A 21,772-nucleotide genomic window follows, 5' to 3' on the forward strand; every position below is an offset into this window, starting at 1 on the left:
GCTCTTCTGCTTATTTTACATCTAACTCGTGAACCATTTCAGGTGCTGCTTTTATTTTATGCTGCTTTTTCGGTTTAGGGCCTATATTATCAAAACGTGCCTTAGCATAAATGGCTGCACCCACAATCTCCGCTGCATCCTGAAGCTTTTCTTTGCTGATCTTATCAATGGTATCTTCCGGAGAATGGTACCATGGTTCAGTTGGGCTGTGAATGAATAACGCGGCTGCGATGCCTGCTTCAGCAAAAGGCACATGGTCACTTCTGCCACCCTGATATACTGGCGTCGGCTCACCGTTCAGCCTTTCACTGGATGCTTGAGAAAGTTCTGTTACAAGATTTTCTTCTCCATCCAAAGTCATCATTACTAAATCGCCCGCATCCTTGCTTCCCACCATATCAAGATTAAAGTTTGCAATGGTTCTGCTGATTTCGTCATCAGAAAGACTGTCAACATAATGGTAAGATCCAATCAATCCCAGCTCTTCTGCTCCGAATGTTGCAAACCGGATCTCTGTATCTGTCGGAATATCCTTGAATACGCGTGCCAGCTCTAATGTCATCGCTGTTCCGGAAGCATCATCATTCGCTCCAGGAGCCCCCGCTACAGAATCATGGTGAGAGCCAACCACAATAATGTCGTCGTTTGCTTTCTTTTTGTTGGTTGGTTTCTTTGTGGCAATCACGTTGTGGGAAATTTTTTCTCCTGCATCCGCACCTTCAATAGATAGGGAAGCTGTTAATGTTTCACCGTTCTCCAGAAATGCAAGAATTGCCTCACCTTCTGCTTTTGACAGGGTTAACGCCGGAACATATTCTTCATTATGGGCTCCAAGCGTGCCGCTTAATGGACCCTCTGCATTATTAAAAATAATTACTCCGGCAGCCCCTTTTTCTGCTGCATTTAAAACTTTCTCGGCAAAAGAAATGGAACCGCGCTGGATAAGAGCAATTTTGCCTGTAAGATCAGCGCCTTCCAGTTCTTCCGGTGTGCCTAGCCCAGCAAATGCCAGCTCCCCGCTCACATTCCCATTGACTGAATAGGTAAAGGATCTTGGCTGCAGTTCCCCTTCATAACCATTAATGGTCACTTCCATACTGCTCGGAGGAGTATATCCATAAAACGTGAATGGCTGAATCTCTGTTTCGTAGCCATAGGATTCGAATTGGCTTTTAATATACTGAACCGCGTTATACTCCGATTCCGTACCGGCTACACGCGGTGTTTGTGAAAGATAATCAATAGTATTATAGATATTTTCTGCCTTAATTTTATTGACTGCCTTCTTATCGAATACATTTACCGGCTGAGTCTGGTTAACGTCTGCCGGATGTGCAAAAACTGCTTGTGTCCCAATAGCTCCAAAGATAAGAGTCGAAGCTAATGCCACTTTTAAAATTGGTTTTCTCATCTAGTACCTCCAATAGAATAATAGATTCTGCTCATTAAATTTTATAATGTTTTGAAAACTATCATAAGGGTACAAGATACTAGAGTACACTGGGTAAAAACATCTATATTTTGGTTAAATTGTTAATATTAGTAAATAACTAATAGGAAAAATAGACAAAAAAAAGAAGGCTGCCCCAGGTAAGCCTTCTTTCCCTATTATTTCATTATATCATGGTCCACATAGCGCTCGCCGTTTAATTCACTGATCACGTTAATTGCAACTTTTGCACCATCACCAGCTGTAATGATTGTATGGACGCTGACTCCTGCAACTGTTCCTGCTGCCCAAATGCCATCGACATTCGTCTTGCCGTCAGCATCCACATCCAGAACCGTTTTAATGCGGGGCTCGGTGCCTGCTTTAGTCTTCAAACCGGTTTTTTCTGCTAAATCAGTAGATACGCCAGCTGCTAAAATCACATGCTTCGCTGAATACGATTTTTCTCCTGCTGTTATTGTAAAACTTCCTTCAGCTTTTTCAATGTTTTCAACAGTTCCTTCTGCAATCTCTGCCCCAAACTTAGCAGCTTGCTTTTTGCCTGTTTCGATCAGTTCTGGCCCAGTGATTTCCATAACGCCATAATGATTTTCAACCCACGCCCGTTTAGTCATGCTTTTATCATTATCCACAACCACTACCTTCTTGCCCGCTTTTGCAGCAAATAGTGCAGCACTTGCACCAGCAGGGCCTGCACCCACAATTAAGATATCAAACATCCATACTTCCTCCTTTAACACATTATTTACTTATAGTTTATCCAAACTAATAATCATTGTAAAATAATGTGATTCGAGGAAAATTGTCCAATTTAATCCTCATCTTTGATATCCCGATCCTCGGGTATCGGCTCATTTAGAATTTCTTCCACCAGCTCCCTGTATTTTTCCACCTGCTTCAAATGGGCATTAAACTGTTCCTTGTATATTAAATACTGTTCTCCGTTATAAATGGCACGTATTTTCTTTTGCTGAATCAAGCTTTCTACATATGATTCAGGGTAGGATAAATATTCTGCGGTTTCTTTTATAGTAAGATACATTCTTGTCCTTCCCTTTCTTATTCCTTATAATATGGTTTTACAAATTTCTAGGCACTAGAAGACTCTTCTAAAATCATATAGAATAGAATCTGTAAATAATTTGCATATGCAACTTATATTCTTTTATTATACAGCGAAAAAATACTTATTTGACTGAATTCCAGCTCTTTTTTCAGCCAGATAGAGAACAGGAGAAATATAAGCTAATGAATAAAAAAAAGGTATTGGGCTTATATGTAATTATCAGCCTTATTTGGGTATTCGGAACGAACTACCTTTTGCATATGCTTGAGCCCTCTTCTCTTGTCAGTTTACTTTTTAGAGCAAAAGAGTTTCTGTACATTATCGTTACAGGCTGGCTGCTCTATTATTTTATTGGCAAAAGAGATGAGCTCAGTGCCTCGAGGGAAGATGAAAAGCGCCTTTCCACTTTAATCAATTCCATGGTTGACTTTGTAAATTTTAAAGACGGACAGGGCCGCTGGATTGAGTCTAATGAGTTTGGACTTAAGTTGTTCAATCTTGAAAATGTCGATTATAAAGGCAAGAAGGACTCTGAACTGGCCGAGTACACTGATTTTTATGGTGACGCACTTCGCTACTGTGAAACTTCAGATGAAGAAACCTGGATAAACGGTAAAATTACCCGCATTGAAGAAGTCATTCCTTTGCCTGACGGAACTGAAAAAACTTTTGATACAATTAAAGTGCCGCTCTTTCATGCCGATGGAAGCCGAAAAGGACTGGTTATTATCGGCCGGGATATTACAGAAAGAAAGCATGTGGAGAAGCTTCTTGCCGAAAGCCAGCAGCAATATAAATCCTTGTTTGAATATAATACTGAAATTGTCTTTATGACTGACCTTCATGGCACCATCACGAAAGTAAATCCCCAATTCAAAGCGGTGACAGGCTACAGTCCTGATGAGACATTGGGTAAAAGCATCGATGATATCATACCAGCTCCTTATAAAATGAAGGCCATTGAAGACTTTACAGGCATCCTTAAAGATAAACAGCCGAAAACCTGTGAATTTGAATTCAATCATAAAAATGGCAGCCAGCTCACTATTCAATGCACCGCACTTCCGCTCATTGTGAACGGTCAAATTGCCGGAATCATCGGATATGGAAAAGATGTGACAAAGCTTCGGCAAGCTGAAGAAAGATTGCGCCGCACCGAAAAACTTTCTGTTGTTGGCGAGCTGTCTGCCAGTGTTGCGCACGAAATCAGAAATCCGCTGACATCTTTAAAAGGCTTCGTACAGCTCATGCAGCTGGAAGATGAAAAGCATCAATTCTATTATCAGATCATGCAGGAGGAGCTGGACCGGATCAACCATATTGTCGGAGAGCTGCTGCTCCTTGCCAAGCCTCAGGATATTTGTTTTACAAAAGCGGATGTTCAAAAAATCCTTTTTAATGTCATTTCGCTTTTGAAAACAGAAGCCAGCATGCACAATGTCCAGATAGAATTTCTATTAAAATCGGATGTGTATATGATTGAATGTGAACCAAATCAGCTAAAGCAGCTTTTTATTAATATAATAAAAAATGCCATTGAAGCATCAAGAGATGGCGGTAAAGTAACGGTTACACTGCAGGCGGAAGACCAGCAGATGACTATCCTGATTAAGGATGATGGCTGCGGCATGTCGAAAGAACGCCTTAACAGGATCGGTGAACCTTTCTATTCTTCGAAAGAGAAAGGCACCGGCCTCGGACTTACAGTCAGCTTCAAAATTGTCCAATCTCATAATGGATCCATTTATTTCAATAGTGAAAAAGGGAGAGGAACAGAAGCTGTCATCAAGCTGCCTATAAAAAAACAAACACCTGCCCCTGAAGCAGGATTAACAGTTTAAACAGCAAAGAGCGATTTCAATCAAACGTTTGATTGAACATCGCTCTTTTTTTATCCCTCTAATTTCCCTTAATCTCCAGCAGCTTCTGCCTCAAATCATTTTCCATATTGGCCAGGTCGTGTTCTGCCTGCCGGCGTTTATGGCGGCCCTCCTCCTGGATTCTCAGGGTTTCTTCAAGAGTGGAAATCAGGTTCTCCTGTGTTTTCTTTAACGTTTCGATGTCGACAAGGCCCCGCTCATTCTCACGTGCCGTTTCAATTGTATTCATTTTCAGCATTTCTGCATTTTTCAAAAGAAGATCATTAGTTGTTTTTGAGACCTTCTTCTGGGCTTCGACGGCATGGCGCTGGCGAAGCAATGTCAATGCGATGGCCACCTGGTTTTTCCAAAGCGGGATGGCCGTCATGATGGAAGACTGGATTTTTTCGACCAATGCCTGATTGGTATTCTGAATCAGACGGATCTGCGGTGCGCTTTGAATCGTTATTTCACGGCTCAGCTTCAAGTCATAAAGACGTTTATCCAGACGGTCGGCAAACTGCATCATATCGTTCACTTCCTGGAACTTCATCTGGTCATTCGACTCTTCTGCCTTCTTCTTCAGCTCGGGAATCGTCTTTTCATGAAGCTCTTCAAGCTTCAGTTCACCTGCTGCAATATATACATTTAAAGCATGAAAATACTCTTTATTATTTTCGTAAAGCTTATCTAACATGACAATGTCGGAAAGAAGTGCATTCTTGCTTCTTTCCAGTTTGACGCTGATGCGGTCGATTTGAGCACCCGTTTTTTGGTATTTGGATAGGACTTCCTGAACAGAACCGGATATCTTTCCAAACATACGCGCAAAAAAGGATGATTTCTCCGGCTTCAGCTCATCCGGATTCACATCATTGAATTTCTTCATCAGATCATTGATGATTGTTCCCACTTCACCAACGTCCTTTTTCTGAACATGCTCGAGCATTGTATGAGAAAACGTCAGCAGCTTTGATTGAGCCGGTGTTCCGTATGAGATCATCGCCTGGTGATTGGCAGGATCGATTTGCTTTGCAAGCTGATAGGCTTTTTCCCGGTTTTCTTCCGGAATCACATCGATCAGCCTTGTCCGCTTTTCCGATTGCAATGGCGAGGGAGCAGCCTCCTGCTTTTCCCCAAAAGGATCTGCCATCAGATCATCCAATAAATTAGTGTTTTTTAACAGGGACGGTTTTTCTTCGTTCATTTTAATCTCCTGCTTTCATCATGAATTCTTGAATCTTTTATCTTCTCAATCGAATTCTTGGCAACATCAATTTCAAGATGAAGCTGATCAATATCTTCAGCTATAACCCTGTGAAGATCTTCCTCCACATGATGGGTAAGTGCATCAAGTGTACGTCTGGTCTCCTGGAGGGACTGATCCAGTTCACGCGATTTTCTCGGCTGGGAAGACAGAAAGACATACTTTTCCGCCAGCTCCACCGCGGAATCCAGATGAGAAAAATAAAACTGCTCGGCCTGGTAAAAACGTTTCGGCTCACTCCTGGTCAGTCTGTAAATCCTTCTCGTCACCCTCATGAACTCCATGCGCTGCTTAAGCGTCGGGAAATGCCGAATCGAGAACATCGCTTTGTGCAAACGGGTTATCTTGCGGCGCGCCTCATCAAGATTTCGCTTAATGTATTGGTATTCCCTTTTCGTCAATCCATGCTTTTTCAAAAAGCGGCGGCGCTGAATTAATCCCCCGGCCCAATAAGTAAGAAGCCCTGCTCCAGCTCCATATATCCCTGACAAAATGAAAGTTTGCCCGAATGCAAAGTAACTTGCCAGCCAAACACTGACAGACACAGGAACAGCCGTCAGCAAACGAAATGCAAATGTTAAAAAGGAATTCATATTTATCGACTCCTACTCATAGTCCTACTTATTTATACGTTATTTATAAACCTAAAGTTTCATCCACAGACATCTTTCCGCAAAAAAGGCGTACATCCTTAAATCTATTAAAACATTTTTAAAAAACTTCTCAAGTTATACGATACAAAATAACACGATTGCCCGCCATAGACCACAAAAGTAATCCTTGCTAAGACCTAAGACGTATATTTATCTTCAAAAAAAAGCACCTGCGGAAATTTTCCGCAGGTGCTTTCTGGCTATTTTACAGCCAATGCACGCTTGCCCATTGCATTGTAAATCTTAATGAACTTCTCTTTTGGCATTTTCACATCTTTCTTAACTGCTTCACTGTCATTAAAGTAAACATAATCTGCATCCACACCGGTTACGACTATGCAGTGCAATGGTGTCGGTGCGCTGATCGTTTTGCCGGCAGGCGTTTTCCAGCTTCTATTATTCGGCATTTCATGGCTGATTGTAAACCATGCCAAGACAGGGTTACCCTCTGAAACAGCCTTTTCGATTTCCGAAAAATCTTTTCCGGTCAGGTTTACTCCACCAGGACGATATTGGTCAAGCAGCTTTTTCAGCGGTCCCGGATTTATCGTGTGGCCATTGCCAAAAGGCGTTCCGACGAACCCGACATCAGGGTCACCCCAGGTTTTAATAGAACCGTCCGCATTTCTCACCAGCTTGGTTGAGTCGTATGGCATTTCTTTTGCAAGTGTTGTTTTGCTGACATTCACCCCATAAAACTTCAGTGCCATGGCAAGGGAAGTCACTTCACATCCGCTGGGCAGCTCCGGCCGCTGGGCAATGAGCGGTACATTGATCCTTGCCTGACGGGGATCACCGGCTGTCACATAATCACCGCTTACATACCCCGTGCTGCCGTTGTAGGAGATTTTATACCAGCCATTGCTTTCCTTATGTATGACACTTAATACTGATCCGTTTTTTATGAGGCCCACACTGCTGTAATTTATTCCCGGACCTTTTCGGACATTTAATGATGTAGCATTTACCCGGTAAAGTTTTTCATTTGTTCGGACGTATTGGCCGCTGACATAGCCTGTTTTGCCATTGTAGTTAATTTTGTACCAGCCGCTGGCAAGGCGTTCGATTGCCTGGATACTGCTGCCTTGGGCCAGACTGCCGATCCGGCTATAATTTGTCCCCGGGCCAGAACGGACATTCAGACTGGTCGCATCTACCGTATAAGTAAATGATGCCGCTTCTGCCACTGTCTCGCTTGAAAAGTTCGGAATTGTTGGTGCCATGACTCCTACTGCAAATATAGCTGCAGCAACAGTCCCTTTTAATAGAGCTCTGTTTCCATATGAACCTTTTAACATTGCCATATACTTTCCTCCATATCCCTAATCTATTTCTGTCGAATTTTGCAGACTACTCTAAAAATATAGATTCGCAAACTTTCAGTCTACCGTTTTGGGACTGGAAAAATTTTATTGAATCTATTGCATCACTTTATTTAACTGATTCGGGATAATTGGCCTCTGCATATCTTCCTTCTTCATACATACAATTGAGTGGCCATAGCCAGTAAAAAGCCGATTATTTGTTTATTTATAAGAAATACAGGGAATAACCTCTTGTACCAATTTACTTACACCTTGGAGGAAACATAATGAATAAGCACTATTTTTATATAGTTATTTTATTAATAGGATCGATTGTATTTCCTTCCTCAGGATATGCAGAGGATCGGGTTGGACAGGAAAACAAGGTTGTGCTGATTTCCTTTGATGGAATGAGAAATGACCTGACAAAAGAGTATGTAAAGGAAGGCAAGCTCCCCCACATTAAAGCACTCATGAAGAATGGAGTGGCCGCCAAGGATTCCAAAACCGTAACCCCATCGCTGACCGCCCCCTCACATGCGGCAATTGCTTCAGGTGCAGCCCCGTCTGAAACCGGCATGGTCAGCAATAAGTGGCAGGATCCCCAAAAAGAATTGGCAAATGGAGAAAGCGCCTTCCATCAGCCGCTCGATAAAAGCCCGCTTTGGGCAGAGGCCAAAAAAAACGGCAAAACAACTGCCACAGTGCTGTTTCCAGGGTCAAATCCTGATGCAGGAACACAGGCTGATTACGCAGTCTATTATGGCGAAACCTGGGCAGAGAGTTCTCTGGATAAGCTTCAGTTCAAAAAAGCAGAGAGCTGGAAGCACACCGAAAGCAGCTTTAGCCCTTTAAAGGAAGCTATATTGAAGCTGCCATTAAAAAAAGCAAAGAATAAAGAAATTTATATATTGGCTTTAGACACTTCAGATGATGGAAAGACCAACTATAACCGATTCATTTTTTCGGAAAACCGTTCGGCAGACCCCAAAGATGTCACTGTCAACGCCAATGAATGGGGGGCAATTCCTGTTGAAGCCGATGGCGAATCTGCAGGATTCTGGTTTAAGCTGAAAATGGACCCTGGCCTTGAGAAAGCAAGCATTTACCGGACGGCCGTTACTTCAGCCCTCATTGAAGGACCCGACGGATTTGAAGAGGAGCTGCTTTCAGAATTCGGCTTTTTTCCAGTTCAGGATGATACAAAGGCATTCGAAAAAAAGTGGATTACTAGAGAAGAGTACGAAGAAATCAGTTCACGTTTTGTCAGTTGGGCAACTGATGTGTCTCTGTATATTAAAGAAGAATACCAGCCGGATTTGCTGATGTTTTATACACCTCAAATTGATCATGAATCACATCACTTTCTGCTGACAGATCCTCGGCAGCCTGGGTATTCAGAGGACAATTCTCAAAAACATAAAAAATACATTGAATGGGCATACAAGCTTTCCGATGATGTCGTTGGACAGACGTTGGATAGCCTTAGCGGAGAAGACCACCTTCTTGTTGTATCCGACCACGGCATGGAGCCAGTTCACACCATCCTTGCTCCAAACACTCTTTTGAAAGAATCAGGCCTTTTAAAGACAGATAAAAAAGGCAAAGTGGATGAGGAGAACTCCAAAGCAATGGCTGTGGCCAGCGGGTCAGCTGCACAAATTTATCTGAACGAAAACCTCACTAAGAAAGAGAAGGAAAAGGCTGCAGACCAAGTCGAGAAACTCTTTAGCGAGTATAAAATCAAGCCGGAATTTCAGACGAAAATCCTAAAGGGCTATTTTGATGAAGCTGGTGATTCCATAGTGCAAGGGCAGTTCAGCCATTTTAATCAAACTGCGAAGCAGTTTTTCCATCACCTCTTAAGAAAGGAAGAAAAACCTTATCAGATTGCCTATGGAAATAATAAAGAGAATAAGCACCCTAACCAGGGAGACATTTTGCTGCTTGGCGCAAGGGGCTATATGATGGGCAGCAGCCTAACAAGTCCACATATGCCGGCAATTGAACTCGGAAGCCACGGCGGTAATCCTGATCGGAAAGAACTCAGGGCCGTATTCTTTGCACAAGGTTCTTCTTTTAAAAAGGAGAGCCGGATTGACTCGATTACCACACTGGATATTGCCCCAACTGTCTATAAGCTGCTGGACATACCTGCTCCGGACTTTTTGGAGGGTGAAGTTCTAAAAGATGCTTTAGATTAATAACACTGCCTTGCTATGCGCTGCAAGGCAGTGTTTCATTTTTTGAAAATAAAAAACCCACCCCTATAGAGATGAGCTGTACACACTATATACAATCCAATTCCACAATCACCGTAGTGCCTTCACCTATAAGACTTTCGATGGCCATCAAACCTTGATGCTCCTGAATAATCTTATTGCTGACTGTGAGCCCCAAACCGATTCCTTTATCTTTTGTCGTATAAAAAGGGGTCCCAAGATACTTCAGCATTTCATCGTCAATGCCTGCTCCTTCATCTGCAAAAGCAATCCTCACACGCCTGCTCTCTATTCTTTCAGCACTGATATATACATTTCCGCCATTCGGCATCGCTTCAATCGCATTTTTTAAAAAATTCACAAACACTTGCTTCAGCTGGAGAGGTGAACATAATAGCATGACATCATTCTCACGATGTTTGAGATGAATTTGAACATTGTGAAGCAGTGCCTGCGGATGAAGTACGTTAATCGTACTTTCAAGAATTGACATTAAGCTCCCTTTCTCAAACTCGATTGCCTGGGGCTTTGCCAGGGACATGAACTCATTGACAATGATATCAATTCGATCAAGCTCCTCCATGATAATCGATAAATAATCACCCTGTTTTTCCTGATTAACGCTGGATTGGAGCAGTTTTGAGAAACCTTTTAATGAAGTCAGCGGGTTCCTGATCTCATGTGCAACCCCTGCTGCGAGCTGTCCGATAATGGACAGGCGGTCCAAGTTACGCAAAGCCGCATCATTATTAACTCTGTCTGTTATGTTTCTGCCTACTGCCACAAATAATTCAATCTCACCTTTATCGTTTAAAATAGGGGAAATGCTTGTCTCTACGAAAACGATTTCGCCATTAACCGTATCCAACTTCGTTTCAAGGATCTGAGGTTCTCCCGTTTCCAGCAGCTTTTGACATACCCTGCTAAACTTTTCTCTCTCTTCCTCGGTATATATGAACGTGCCGCAGGTCTTCCCAACAAGCTGCATCGGCGAATATCCCAAAGCTTTTTCATGAGATGGGGATGCATAAATCACCGTTTGATCCTTTGTAAAGACTTTTATCATATCTGTCGTATTCCCAGTAATCAAATCGTACAGTTCCCTGGTTTTTCTTAATTCTCTCTCCATGCTTTTAAACTCTGTCATATCCCGGAATATAGCCAGAACGGCGATGATTTTACCCTTGGAATTTCTGAAAGGAGAATACGAAACCGATATATCCAGTACCGAACCATCCTGATGATAGCGCTGTGTAATCACATTGCTGTAAACTTTCCCCAGTTTAACCAGTTTTATAATACACTTCACTTCTTCCGGGTTCTGAAAATCGGTAAACTTTCTGCCAATAACTTGCTCTTCGGTATACCCAAAAATCACCGTATACATATGATTTATCCTTATAAAACGGTTCTCCATATCAATGATGGCAACCCCATCTGCCGTACAGTTCAGGAACAAATCGAGCAATTCATCAGGATTGGAATAAATCGATTCACCATCATTTCCAAGTATCGGGAAATCATTAACCAATTAGCTCACCCCATTTATAACTCTATAAACTATATTTTACAGAATTATAAGAAAAAAAGCATGGGGATTCTTTAGAGAACCTAAAAAAGCAGCTTCCCTATAGGTCAGCTGCCCTCTCTCCATTCTAATCCCGCGACAGCTTCACAATGCATAGTCTGAGGGAACATATCCACCGGCTGCACTTCGATGGTCCTGTACCCGCCGTCCTCCAAAATACGCAGATCCCTTGCCAATGTTCCCGGATTGCAGGATACATAGACGACTTTCTTTGGCTTCATGCTTAAAATGGTTTTCAGCAGAGCTTCATCACAGCCTTTTCGCGGCGGGTCAACGACTAGCACATCTGCGGTGTTCCCCTTTTTATACCATTCAGGAATTACTTCTTCTGCTTTCCCGACTGCAAATGAAGCATTTGTCATACCGTTTAGGTCAGCATTTCTCTTCGCATCCTCAATAGCTTCCGGCACGATTTCAACACCGAACACCTCTTTTGCTTTCTGGGCCAGGAAAAGCGAAATGGTGCCAATTCCGCAGTACGCATCGATAACCTTTTCTTCTCCGCTCAGATTCGCATATTCCAGAGCTTTATCATATAAAACTTTTGTTTGCTCCGGGTTTACCTGATAAAAGGAGCGGGCGGAAATCGCAAATTTAATATCGCCAATAAAATCATAGATCACTTCTTCGCCCCAGAGGACTCGTGTGACAGCTCCCATGATCACATTCGTCTTCTTGGAATTCACATTATGGACGACGGATTTAACACCTTCAATGCTTGATGCAATCTCTTCCACAATCTTTTCCTTATGCGGAAGCTCGCTCGTCCTTGTGACAAGGACAATCATCACTTCGCCTGTCACAAGCCCATGGCGCGCCATAACGTGGCGAAGCTCGCCTTTATGCCTGCCTTCATCATAAGCGCGGACACCATAGCGGCCGCAAATTTCCTTTACCTTTTGTACAACCTCATCATTTTTTTCCTGCTGGATGAGGCATTCCTTCATATCAATGATCTGGTGGGTGCGCTGCTGATAAAATCCGCCGATCAGTCCGCCTTCCTGCTCGCCAATCGGAACCTGCGCTTTATTTCTGTAGCGCCAAGGATCCTTCATGCCGAGAACCGGATGCACCTTGACTCCCTCAAGCTTCCCGATCCTTTCCAGAACATCTCTGACCTGTTTTTCCTTGGCGAGAAGCTGGCCTTCATAGCTCAGGTGCTGCAGCTGACATCCGCCGCACTCCTTATAAATCGGGCAGGGTGCTTCTACTCGATATGGGCTGCTTTCATATATCTCGATCAGGCGCCCAAATCCATATCCCTTATTCACCTTAATCACTTTTACCTTTGCTCTCTCACCGGGAAGCCCATCCGGCACAAATAGCGGATAACCGTCCACCTTTGCAACTCCTGCCCCTTCATGCGTCAAATCCTCAAATGTAACATCTATATAATCATTTTTTTGCACCGGTAATGTTCTGCTCATCATTTTCTTCCTTTTCAGCTTAATTCCGTGACCTATTTTGACTAGACAGATTGTATCACAAAACAGGGCTAAATACGAAATGGATATGGAACAGATTCTGAACCTGCATACCCTTTAGCATACCTATTTGCAAAATTTAACCGTCTATTAGCATATTTTCCAGTCTATTTGCATCGTTTACAATTACAAGCGTTTAACAAAATAAAAGCCCGCCCTCTGTTAGAGAGCGGACTTCCTATTATTCGTGGGAACTTTCCCAATCGGTCGGACGGTCTTCTTCACGAATCTGGTCAATTGGGACAAACACTTCCAAATGCCTGTACAGGTTTACGAATTCAGCAGGAAGCAGCCCGCCAAATTCACCGTCAAGATTGAGCTGGACTTTCTCTTTGGATTGTACTTTGATGCGGTTTGCCTGCGTATAGATAACGTTCGGATCTTTTACATGCTCGCCCCGGACAGCCATTGTCGCGATCCGGATAAAATCAGCAAGATTAGTTTTCTTTAATATCAGCAGGGAAAATAGCCCGTCATTTATACAGGAATCCGGCGCCAGCTTTTCAAACCCGCCGACTGAATTTGTCAGACCGACAAGGAAAAGCATGGCTTCACCTTCAAAGATTTTCCCGTCAAACTCGATGCTTACTTCGGTTGAACGGAAGGAAGGCAGCATTTCGATTCCCTTAAGGTAATAGGCAAGCTGGCCAATCATTGTTTTAAGCTTGCTTGGCACCTCGTAAGTCAGCTCTGTCAGCCTTCCGCCACCAGCAATATTTATAAAATATTTTTCATTTATGCGGCCAATATCGACAGGAATGGTATCTCCTTTTACAATGATTTCAGCAGCCGCTTCCACATCTCTTGGAATATGGAGCGCACGGGCAAAATCATTGGTTGTGCCCGTAGGGATAATGCCGAGACGCGGACGGTAATCCTGTTCAGCGAGCCCGTTTACCACCTCGTTAATCGTACCGTCGCCGCCTGCTGCAATAACCAGGTCGAAGCGGCGTTCAACAGCTGCCCGTGCAGCTTTAATCGCATCCCCTTCACCTGTGGTGGCATGGCATGAGGTTTCATATCCTGCACTCTCCAGCTTTTGCAGAACCTCTGCTAAATGTCTTTTAAAAATTTCCCGGCCTGAAGTCGGATTATAAATAATTCTTGCTCTTTTCATAGCCCATCATCCTATTATTGAAATATCTAAACTTAATCCGTATATATTATTCCATCTTTTAACATCATAGCGAACAGTTCACGGCTTAGCAATTTTTCACTGCCGTCCGTTTCTATTCTATTCACTTCCCGCTATTTTCACAAGTGGTCAGATGCACAAATGAATTATACCCTCATTATGCAAAAAAGTATCGTAATTAAGTTATATTTCTTGAACATGTCATCTAAAATCAATATTAAGCAGGATGCGGTTGAGCATTATTCCTGTTTCAGGTCCTGCAAAACAAGGCTCTTAACATAGTCAATAATGGTTTTATATGGATATTCTTCATTAATTACTCTATGAAGCATTGCCCCGTCCATAAAAGTCCAGAATAATCCCGCTACATGATTTGGATCTGCATCCGGACGGAATTCCCCGGCAGTCTGTCCTTCTTCCATAATATTTGTTATCAATTTCAAAAAGAACTTCTTTCCTCTTTCGTTCAAAATTCGATTCAAGTTTTCATCTCTTGAGGAATGCAGTGTAAATTCCAGCTGTACAGTAATTCTATCTTTTCGTTCCTGGCTGAATGGGCTCATATTCCTATACAAATCAAAAAGATATTCCAGTTTCTCTTCCGCTGAAGAGAAACTGGATATTCTCTCAGCAAGTCTTGCATTAGCTGATTCTGTCTGCTCATTCAAAAGCTCCAGATAGATTTCTTCCTTGCTTTTAAAATAATTATAGATGGCTCCCTTGCTGATTCCTGAATAAGCGACAATGTCATCAATGGTCGCTGCCTGAAATCCCTTTTTGGCAAAGCAGGCCAATGCGCCCGCCAGGATCTCTTTCTTTTTCTTCCGCTTATATTCCTCTGATACGATAGGCGACAAGTCTCTCCCTCCATTGTATTTGGTTTATTCTCTGAGAAAATTCAAGTTATTCCTGCGTATTAAATATCAGCAGCACTTTTGGCTGATGTCACTTCTTTTCAGAATTACTTCTATATACAGGCTGGCATGTTCACTCGTGATTTCTGTATTTTCCTCCGCCAATCCAGCCATTACCAAGTCTTCTTTTACTTTAGCGAGAAATAAATCTCTGATAGCCGCTGAACGGCACGGCTGCATTTGTGCTGCCAAGTCCCAGATCCATTGCTCAAGATGGATGCTCTTGCTCATTTTTCGCATTTCCTGCGAAACCTGCCTTCTTCCCATATTTCTCACTCCCCATGCATATTCTTATCTTATAAAATAAACTGATTAGTCTTTTTATTGCAAGTATTTTTAAATGAATTTTCAAACTTTTTGTACACAAAAAAACTCCTAACTGTCTGTTAAGAGTTAATCCTGGTCTATTTGGTTTTTATCCCGGTACATAGTTACTAATCCCCCAAACAGCATAAAGCAGGCAAATGCAATGGGAAACCAGCGCTCAAACCAGGATTCTTTTTTGGGAAGTTCTTTGTGTTCCTTGTCAGCTTCTTCCGGAATTCCTCCTGAAATTTGAGCCATAACAAGATTGGTAAACTCATCTTCTCCCGGCATTTCCGGGAAGGAATCCTCTTCCTCGTCCATTGCCTCGAGGTATACTTCCAGACATTGATCACATATATAGAGATGATCTTCATAGAGTTCACGCTCTGGTTCTGACAGCTCATTTTTCACATATTTTCGCCATTCTTCCAATGAAAAGTGCTCCATGAAAATCATCTCCTTCCAATGTTCCTGACAGCGGAGTGATCTGGAACATGAAAATATCCTGCTGGATATTTTGCTGATCAAATAAATCCTGGAATATAGCAGCTTCCTTTATATCTATTCGGATAACATTCTTTCTTTTTGAGTGCCGAAACAATCATAATCGAGAGAATCGAATAATTCAATACTTTTTTTTATAAAAAACCTCTCCAAAAAGCTCTTATTTCCATATTTTTACATTGATTAATATTAAAATAATAATTATTTTCCCGCTTCGAACAAAACCATTATATGGTAAACTGTAAGCGATGACTACTTAATGAGGAGGGCAGTGAAAATATTTTTAAATAATGGACAACTCTAAACCATTATTGAATATATTGATGAAAAAGGATGGATACGATGACATTTCTTATTTACTTGGCAGCGTACCTGATAGGATCAATTCCTACAGCCTTATTGATCGGCAAATATGCCTTTGGGATCGACATCCGTGATCATGGCAGCAATAATCCTGGTGCGACTAATACACTAAGGGTACTTGGCAAAAAAGCAGCTATCGCAGTTCTGCTGGTGGATGTGGGCAAGGGAGCAGCTGCTGCAGCATTGCCTGTCATCCTGAACGCTGAGCCCGATCCGTTAATGGTCGGGATGGTTGCAGTAGCCGGCCACTGCTTCCCGATCTTTGCAGGATTCCGCGGAGGAAAAGCCATCGCAACCACGGCAGGTGTATTGCTTGCAGCAAATATTTGGATGTTTTTAATCGCCTACATTTCTTTTGTCGCAGTCATTTACGCAACGAAGTATGTATTTTTTGGCTCTTTATCGGTGGGTGCATCTTTACTTATCTATTCCTTATTTACCGAAGGCACTGAACATGAACTTATCTTTTCTATTTTCCTATTATTTTTGATTTTCCTTCACCGTTCGAATATTAATAACTTCATTGATAAAAATGAGCCTAAAATCAATGATAAGCGCCTGAAAGATGACCGCATCCCTCCAAGAGATCATAAAAAACGAGCCTAATCGAAACCCGGATCCTGCATTCGGGTTTTTTTATTATTTTTCACATGAAAGCCGATCATTAAGCAAATCCTTTGAATAAAAGTGCAGTCAAAGGGGAGCTTGCATATGTTCTTGATCTTAAAAATTTTAAGTCTTTACTTAATCACGATCATGATTATGAGACTGATGGGCAAGTCGACAATTATTCAGATGACTCCGTATGATCTTGTCGCCATCATTATCGTTGGCACAGTTGCCTCCGAGCCTCTCATCAGCACTGAATACTGGCCGACATTAGCAGTATTGGCTATTCTTGTAGGCCTTCATATTCTCTTTTCCTATTTGACTTTAAACCAAATTGGCAACCGATTTTTTCTTGGGGAACCGACGATGCTGATTAAAAATGGGGAAATCCTAGAAGACAATCTGGAAAAATCCCACCTCTCCATGACTCAGCTGCTGTCTATCTTAAGAAGCAAAGGCTATCCCAAAATTGCAGATGTGGATTACGCTATTCTTGAGCCTATAGGTGAAGTGAGCATCATACCGAAAGTGGCCAATACGCCCGTAACCGTCGAACATTTAAATATCTCCATTCAGGATGAGGGTCTCCCTATTGCGGTTATTGTGGATGGCAGGATTCAGACGCGTAATCTCCAGCTGCTGGGACAGACTAAAGATTGGCTTTTAGAGCAGCTGGAGCAAAACAGTTTGAATGAGAAAGAGATTATGTACGCTTATGTAAATGAAAAGTCGAAAAAATTGAATGTAAACAGGCGCAGGTAATTTTCTAGAATAGGTTTATGGTTTGAAGCTGAGGGTATATATCATTGGTTACTTACGAGACAAATAAAGTGACTTAACTATACATATCAATATCAGGGGGTAATGGTATGACAGAAGAAAGCCTAGTGCTTGAAACAAAAATTGATGGTTTTGATTTTAATTGGGACCTGGAAAAAGGTCTGTTTAATTTTGAAGGCGATGATGCAGTCCTATTTTGGATAAAATCCGCCATGAAAAGCTTCTTCGATACGATTGAAGAGATTTCAGGAAAAGAAACTTCCAGCCTTGTACTTGAGACCACCGGGTTCAGGCAGGGAATGGTTGTAGGGAAATTTTTCAAGGATTTAAAACTTCCCATAGAAGAAGTGGCTAATATCATACCCAGAATATATGCTTCTGCCGGCTGGGGAAAATTCATCATCACTGATTTAGATCCCGCTGCGAAAACCGCCAAGGTCAGAGCAATTGACAGCTGGGAATATAAGATTAACAAAGAACAAGGGAAAAACGAGTCTGGAACATTCCTGCCGGGACATTTTGCAGGAATCTTTTCCGCCGTGTTTGGAACAAGCCTTTGGTATAAAAAAGCAGCTGACCAGTTGGCCGGACAGGATAATACAGAGCTGGATTACTTCCCTTCAAGTGTTACTGTTGAGGAAAATATACACGCTTTGGCGAGGCGCGAAGAATCAAAAAAAATCAGCGAGCTTGAAAAATTAGTGGAAGACCGGACGATTGAATTAAAGCAGCTTGTTAAAGAAATCTCTTCACCGGTTATTCCTGTCCTGGATGGAATCGTTGTTGTCCCTCTTTTGGGAAGATACGATGAATTCCGCTCTGAAGAGCTCGTGGATAAAACGCTTCACAGCCTGCCGAAGCACCAGGCAGATTGCCTGATTCTGGACCTAACCGGGTTAAATCAATCCATCAGTGCCTATACCGTCGAATTCTTAAGCAAATTGGCAGCTGCAGCTAACCTGATTGGCACCGAAACCATTCTGGTTGGCATTTCACCAGAACTTGGCACAAAGATTACGGAAACTAATTTTAATCTTTCTAAATTTAACTGCTTCACAAACCTGCAGCACGGCATTTATTATGCACTGTCCAAAAAAGGCCGGAAAATCTTTTAATAACGGAAAAAGCTGACTCCGCATCAGGCGGGAAGTCAGCTTTTTTGAGTTAAATGTGCAAAAAAATGTCTGAATCAGTAATTTATGTGCGAATAACCAGGATTTGTGTGCGGATAAAAATTTTTATGTGCGCATAGCCTTGTTTTAAGTGCGGATAATTTTATTTATGTGCGTACAGGTTCTTATCAGTTGATTATACTTTCTTAGGCCCCCCCCTATATTGCGCTTCACGCAACTCGAGCGCGTAGGCCTCAAGATTCGGCATTCCCATATCCTTGGCAATGCTTATTTCCTTTTCAATATCATAAGGAACCCGGACAATTTCGATTGAGAAAGGCGCAGCCTCTTTCGATAAATATTCCCCATGCAAAATGGCATAGGTTGCCTGAGGAATGTCCAGGGAATTCCCAACGCTTCCAGCATTGAATAGTGTCCTTTGCGGATGAATCGGTTCAATCAAAGCAGCATGAATATCCCCGTAACCGACAACATCCGGAATTAGTCCCTCCTCTCCGGCATTAATATTTTCTGTATTCTCAAACATAGCGAGCTTTTCTTCATAAGAATCCCGCATTGGCACAACCCGATGATAAATGCTTTTGGCGGAAGCATGGTAGAGCCTGACATATTTGCCGCTCATATAAAAATCGTGATGAAACGGCAGTGTTCCTAAATAGGCTAACGCCTCTTCCCCCAGCTGTCTCTGATGCCATTGCCCCTCTTCAAAGTCCAGCGGCTTCTGCATGAAATCATCCCAATTTCCGAGGAGGACCACTTCACAGGTTTCTTTTATCCTTTCAACGGCTTTAAGGGAGTTGGGACCTTTCCCTATCAAATCACCCAGGCAAAATATAATCTCAATTCCTCGTTCGCGGATATTGTCCAGCACCGCCTCCAGAGCTGTGATATTTCCATGAATATCAGAAATTATGGCTACTTTCCCCATGCATGTCTCCTCCTTACTATCCTTAATTTATTTCTCCAAAACATCCAAGCTTCCTCTAACAATTGGAAAAAACAAAATTTGATTTTTCCCTGTACCACCATTACATTAGAAATATGGTAAAATAACAGCATGCCAAAACCAACATTACATATAGAAGGAGTAGGATTTATGTCAAAAGTATTTGTATTCGGACACAAAAACCCAGACACTGACTCAATCTGCTCAGCACTTGCTTATGCAGAATTAAAAAACAAATTAGGCGTTGATGCAGAGCCAATCCGCCTGGGCCAGGTAAATGAGGAAACACAATATGCTTTAAATTATTTTAAGGCTGAAGCTCCCCGTCTTGTTGAGGCAGTATCCAAAGAAGCAAGCGAAGTGATTCTTGTGGACCATAACGAATTCCAGCAAAGCGCTGATGATATCAGAGATGTAAAAATCCTTGAGGTTATTGACCACCACCGCATCGCAAACTTTGAAACAAGCGATCCGCTTTACTACCGCGCAGAGCCGGTTGGCTGCACAGCAACTATTCTGAACAAAATGTACAAGGAAAACGGAGTAGAAATCAGCAAGGCAACAGCTGGCTTAATGCTTTCGGCTATCATTTCCGATTCTTTGCTGTTCAAATCTCCTACATGCACAGATCAGGACGTTGCAGCTGCTCGCGAGCTTGCTGAAATCGCGGGAGTAAACGCTGAAGAATTTGGGCTGGAAATGCTTAAAGCAGGAGCAGATTTAAGCAAGAAGAGCGTGAAAGAGCTGATCTCCCTTGACGCAAAGGAATTCCAAATGGGAAGCTATAAAACAGAAATCGCTCAGGTTAATGCTGTGGACCTAAATGACGTATTAAGCCGCCAGGAAGAATTGGAAGCTGTCATTACTGAAAATATCAATAACAAAGAGCTTGATCTTTTTGTTTTTGTTTTAACTGACATCCTTAACAACGACTCAGTTGCCATCTCTCTTGGCAAAGAAGCTGCAGCAGTTGAAAAAGCTTATGATGTAACACTTGAAAACAACAGTGCCTTATTAAAGGGCGTTGTTTCACGCAAAAAGCAAATCGTACCGCCGCTTACAAACGTATTAGCTGGCAAATAAGACAGAAGCAGTGCCGCACCTGGCACTGCTTTTTACTTATCCAATAAAGCTTCTGTCCCCTTAACAAGCTTTATCATCAGCTCCTTAACTGTCACCTTTTCAGCCAGTCTCAATCCCTGTCCAGCCCATAATGACATAAACTCCGGCCGCTCCAGCTTGGCTGCCTGCTTTCGGATAGGGGCTGTCATATCATTCTGCAATGGATAAGGTAATGCCTGCAGACCCTTCATCTCTACCATGAACCTGTTGCGAATCCCTCTTGCAAGCTTTCCGGAAAATGCTTTCGTAACAGCTGTTTGATCTTCCCTTGCATTTAATAGTGCGTGCTTGTACAGTGAGTGAGCCCCGCTTTCCCTGCATGTAAGAAAAGCTGTTCCCAGCTGGGCTCCTGCTGCGCCAAGTATCATAGCCGCAGCAATACCGCGGGCATCCATTATTCCCCCTGCCGCAGCTACAGGACAGCCAACCGCATCTGCTGCCTGTGGTATTAGAGCCATGGAACCGATAAGCCCGCTTTCTTCGCTGTGGAAAGTTCCACGGTGCCCCCCGGCTTCAACCCCTTGAGCAACAATCACATCTGCGCCAGCCTCTTCCCATTCTACTGCTTCATTTACATTGGTTGCAGTTCCAATAATAATCGTACCCTGTTTCTTTAATTCAGAAATAATGGAAGAATCAGGTATGCCAAATGTAAAGCTGCAAACAGGCACCCGTTCTTCCATCAAAACATCAAGCTGTTTACTGTATAAATCAACATAATCCTTTTCTGGCAGTGAAGGTTTTTCCTTCATACCAAGCTCACTGCCGTATCCGGCGAGTACATCCTCCATGCTGCTGATTTCCTCTGCATCCGCCGAAGCCTCACTATCCGGAACAAAGAGATTGATGCCAAATGGCTTATCTGTCAGCTTCCGAATCCGTTTTATATCGTTCCTTATTTCATCTGAACTCATATAGCCTGCACCCATATTTCCAAGTCCTCCACAATTGGACACCGCGCTGATTAATTCCGGCGTTGTCATCCCTCCGGCCATAGGAGCCTGGAAAATAGGGTATTTTATATCCATTATCGCAGTTATGGAATTCCGGTTCCATCCCATTTAAAA

At 42.6% G+C, this 21,772-nt stretch carries 20 protein-coding genes; 6 read left to right on the top strand and 14 right to left on the bottom strand.

What is annotated here, in order from left to right; translation table 11 throughout:
- Window positions 1–10: 10 nt before the first annotated feature.
- The 3 genes from QUF73_15685 to QUF73_15695 all read right to left on the bottom strand — a co-directional run bounded on the left by QUF73_15685 (window position 11) and on the right by QUF73_15695 (window position 2,492).
- Window positions 11–1,411, bottom strand: coding sequence for a M28 family peptidase (locus QUF73_15685; GenBank protein ID MDM5227623.1), 1,401 nt, complete (start codon window positions 1,409–1,411; stop codon window positions 11–13).
- Between the two features lie 197 nt (window positions 1,412–1,608).
- Window positions 1,609–2,169, bottom strand: coding sequence for an FAD-dependent oxidoreductase (locus QUF73_15690; GenBank protein ID MDM5227624.1), 561 nt, complete (start codon window positions 2,167–2,169; stop codon window positions 1,609–1,611).
- A gap of 92 nt (window positions 2,170–2,261) precedes the next feature.
- The gene (locus tag QUF73_15695; GenBank protein MDM5227625.1) at window positions 2,262–2,492 is read right to left on the bottom strand and encodes an excisionase family DNA-binding protein; all 231 of its coding nucleotides are present in this window, start codon (window positions 2,490–2,492) and stop codon (window positions 2,262–2,264) included.
- A gap of 206 nt (window positions 2,493–2,698) precedes the next feature.
- Here QUF73_15695 and QUF73_15700 point away from each other — a divergent pair, with 206 nt between their 5' ends.
- The gene (locus tag QUF73_15700) at window positions 2,699–4,357 is read left to right on the top strand and encodes a PAS domain S-box protein (protein MDM5227626.1); all 1,659 of its coding nucleotides are present in this window, start codon (window positions 2,699–2,701) and stop codon (window positions 4,355–4,357) included.
- A gap of 58 nt (window positions 4,358–4,415) precedes the next feature.
- On the opposite strand, the gene QUF73_15705 is transcribed toward QUF73_15700, so the two are convergent.
- The 3 genes from QUF73_15705 to QUF73_15715 all read right to left on the bottom strand — a co-directional run bounded on the left by QUF73_15705 (window position 4,416) and on the right by QUF73_15715 (window position 7,599).
- On the bottom strand, window positions 4,416–5,582 hold the full coding sequence (locus QUF73_15705; GenBank protein MDM5227627.1) for a toxic anion resistance protein: 1,167 nt from the start codon (window positions 5,580–5,582) through the stop codon (window positions 4,416–4,418).
- Complete coding sequence (locus QUF73_15710) at window positions 5,579–6,235, bottom strand: 5-bromo-4-chloroindolyl phosphate hydrolysis family protein (protein MDM5227628.1); 657 nt, start codon at window positions 6,233–6,235, stop codon at window positions 5,579–5,581. Before QUF73_15710 ends, QUF73_15705 begins: the two co-directional genes overlap by 4 nt.
- Window positions 6,236–6,495: 260 nt before the next feature.
- Window positions 6,496–7,599, bottom strand: coding sequence for a C39 family peptidase (locus tag QUF73_15715; protein ID MDM5227629.1), 1,104 nt, complete (start codon window positions 7,597–7,599; stop codon window positions 6,496–6,498).
- A gap of 287 nt (window positions 7,600–7,886) precedes the next feature.
- Here QUF73_15715 and QUF73_15720 point away from each other — a divergent pair, with 287 nt between their 5' ends.
- The gene (locus QUF73_15720; protein MDM5227630.1) at window positions 7,887–9,803 is read left to right on the top strand and encodes an alkaline phosphatase family protein; all 1,917 of its coding nucleotides are present in this window, start codon (window positions 7,887–7,889) and stop codon (window positions 9,801–9,803) included.
- An 85-nt stretch (window positions 9,804–9,888) separates the two neighbouring features.
- On the opposite strand, the gene QUF73_15725 is transcribed toward QUF73_15720, so the two are convergent.
- From QUF73_15725 to QUF73_15750, 6 genes are all read right to left on the bottom strand, one after another.
- Window positions 9,889–11,352 (bottom strand): PAS domain S-box protein, encoded by a 1,464-nt coding sequence (locus QUF73_15725; GenBank protein MDM5227631.1) that lies wholly within the window; start codon window positions 11,350–11,352, stop codon window positions 9,889–9,891.
- Between the two features lie 104 nt (window positions 11,353–11,456).
- Window positions 11,457–12,836 (bottom strand): 23S rRNA (uracil(1939)-C(5))-methyltransferase RlmD, encoded by a 1,380-nt coding sequence (gene rlmD / locus QUF73_15730; protein MDM5227632.1) that lies wholly within the window; start codon window positions 12,834–12,836, stop codon window positions 11,457–11,459.
- A gap of 238 nt (window positions 12,837–13,074) precedes the next feature.
- Complete coding sequence (locus tag QUF73_15735; GenBank protein ID MDM5227633.1) at window positions 13,075–14,010, bottom strand: diacylglycerol kinase; 936 nt, start codon at window positions 14,008–14,010, stop codon at window positions 13,075–13,077.
- Between the two features lie 257 nt (window positions 14,011–14,267).
- On the bottom strand, window positions 14,268–14,885 hold the full coding sequence (locus QUF73_15740; GenBank protein ID MDM5227634.1) for a TetR/AcrR family transcriptional regulator: 618 nt from the start codon (window positions 14,883–14,885) through the stop codon (window positions 14,268–14,270).
- Window positions 14,886–14,951: 66 nt separating this feature from the next.
- On the bottom strand, window positions 14,952–15,209 hold the full coding sequence (locus QUF73_15745; protein ID MDM5227635.1) for a hypothetical protein: 258 nt from the start codon (window positions 15,207–15,209) through the stop codon (window positions 14,952–14,954).
- A 126-nt stretch (window positions 15,210–15,335) separates the two neighbouring features.
- A complete protein-coding gene (locus QUF73_15750) occupies window positions 15,336–15,695 on the bottom strand; it encodes a hypothetical protein (protein MDM5227636.1) in 360 nt (119 codons plus the stop codon).
- A gap of 399 nt (window positions 15,696–16,094) precedes the next feature.
- Here QUF73_15750 and plsY point away from each other — a divergent pair, with 399 nt between their 5' ends.
- The 3 genes from plsY to QUF73_15765 all read left to right on the top strand — a co-directional run bounded on the left by plsY (window position 16,095) and on the right by QUF73_15765 (window position 18,619).
- Window positions 16,095–16,721, top strand: a complete 627-nt coding sequence (plsY, locus tag QUF73_15755) for a glycerol-3-phosphate 1-O-acyltransferase PlsY (GenBank protein ID MDM5227637.1) — start codon at window positions 16,095–16,097, stop codon at window positions 16,719–16,721.
- A gap of 105 nt (window positions 16,722–16,826) precedes the next feature.
- On the top strand, window positions 16,827–17,486 hold the full coding sequence (locus QUF73_15760) for a DUF421 domain-containing protein (GenBank protein ID MDM5227638.1): 660 nt from the start codon (window positions 16,827–16,829) through the stop codon (window positions 17,484–17,486).
- Between the two features lie 107 nt (window positions 17,487–17,593).
- Window positions 17,594–18,619 (top strand): STAS domain-containing protein, encoded by a 1,026-nt coding sequence (locus QUF73_15765; protein MDM5227639.1) that lies wholly within the window; start codon window positions 17,594–17,596, stop codon window positions 18,617–18,619.
- A gap of 193 nt (window positions 18,620–18,812) precedes the next feature.
- Here QUF73_15765 and QUF73_15770 read toward each other — a convergent pair whose 3' ends face one another.
- Entirely contained in the window at window positions 18,813–19,565 is a 753-nt protein-coding gene (locus tag QUF73_15770; protein MDM5227640.1) for a metallophosphoesterase family protein, read from the bottom strand.
- A gap of 168 nt (window positions 19,566–19,733) precedes the next feature.
- On the opposite strand from QUF73_15770, the gene QUF73_15775 reads away from it, so the two are divergent.
- A complete protein-coding gene (locus tag QUF73_15775) occupies window positions 19,734–20,666 on the top strand; it encodes a manganese-dependent inorganic pyrophosphatase (GenBank protein ID MDM5227641.1) in 933 nt (310 codons plus the stop codon).
- A gap of 32 nt (window positions 20,667–20,698) precedes the next feature.
- On the opposite strand, the gene QUF73_15780 is transcribed toward QUF73_15775, so the two are convergent.
- On the bottom strand, window positions 20,699–21,766 hold the full coding sequence (locus QUF73_15780) for a nitronate monooxygenase (protein ID MDM5227642.1): 1,068 nt from the start codon (window positions 21,764–21,766) through the stop codon (window positions 20,699–20,701).
- Window positions 21,767–21,772 lie beyond the last annotated feature (6 nt).

Origin of the sequence: Cytobacillus sp. NJ13, from assembly GCA_030348385.1 — a bacterium.
Taxonomy (GTDB): Bacteria; Bacillota; Bacilli; order Bacillales; family Cytobacillaceae; genus Cytobacillus.

Bases quoted from the DNA above. Each gene is read 5' to 3' on its own strand.
- QUF73_15685 (MDM5227623.1), bottom strand. From the start codon at position 1,411: ATGAGAAAACCAATTTTAAAAGTGGCATTAGCTTCGACTCTTATCTTT.
- QUF73_15690 (MDM5227624.1), bottom strand. From the start codon at position 2,169: ATGTTTGATATCTTAATTGTGGGTGCAGGCCCTGCTGGTGCAAGTGCT.
- QUF73_15695 (MDM5227625.1), bottom strand. From the start codon at position 2,492: ATGTATCTTACTATAAAAGAAACCGCAGAATATTTATCCTACCCTGAA.
- QUF73_15700 (MDM5227626.1), top strand. From the start codon at position 2,699: ATGAATAAAAAAAAGGTATTGGGCTTATATGTAATTATCAGCCTTATT.
- QUF73_15705 (MDM5227627.1), bottom strand. From the start codon at position 5,582: ATGAACGAAGAAAAACCGTCCCTGTTAAAAAACACTAATTTATTGGAT.
- QUF73_15710 (MDM5227628.1), bottom strand. From the start codon at position 6,235: ATGAATTCCTTTTTAACATTTGCATTTCGTTTGCTGACGGCTGTTCCT.
- QUF73_15715 (MDM5227629.1), bottom strand. From the start codon at position 7,599: ATGGCAATGTTAAAAGGTTCATATGGAAACAGAGCTCTATTAAAAGGG.
- QUF73_15720 (MDM5227630.1), top strand. From the start codon at position 7,887: ATGAATAAGCACTATTTTTATATAGTTATTTTATTAATAGGATCGATT.
- rlmD (MDM5227632.1), bottom strand. From the start codon at position 12,836: ATGAGCAGAACATTACCGGTGCAAAAAAATGATTATATAGATGTTACA.
- QUF73_15735 (MDM5227633.1), bottom strand. From the start codon at position 14,010: ATGAAAAGAGCAAGAATTATTTATAATCCGACTTCAGGCCGGGAAATT.
- QUF73_15745 (MDM5227635.1), bottom strand. From the start codon at position 15,209: ATGGGAAGAAGGCAGGTTTCGCAGGAAATGCGAAAAATGAGCAAGAGC.
- QUF73_15750 (MDM5227636.1), bottom strand. From the start codon at position 15,695: ATGGAGCACTTTTCATTGGAAGAATGGCGAAAATATGTGAAAAATGAG.
- plsY (MDM5227637.1), top strand. From the start codon at position 16,095: ATGACATTTCTTATTTACTTGGCAGCGTACCTGATAGGATCAATTCCT.
- QUF73_15760 (MDM5227638.1), top strand. From the start codon at position 16,827: ATGTTCTTGATCTTAAAAATTTTAAGTCTTTACTTAATCACGATCATG.
- QUF73_15765 (MDM5227639.1), top strand. From the start codon at position 17,594: ATGACAGAAGAAAGCCTAGTGCTTGAAACAAAAATTGATGGTTTTGAT.
- QUF73_15770 (MDM5227640.1), bottom strand. From the start codon at position 19,565: ATGGGGAAAGTAGCCATAATTTCTGATATTCATGGAAATATCACAGCT.
- QUF73_15775 (MDM5227641.1), top strand. From the start codon at position 19,734: ATGTCAAAAGTATTTGTATTCGGACACAAAAACCCAGACACTGACTCA.
- QUF73_15780 (MDM5227642.1), bottom strand. From the start codon at position 21,766: ATGGGATGGAACCGGAATTCCATAACTGCGATAATGGATATAAAATAC.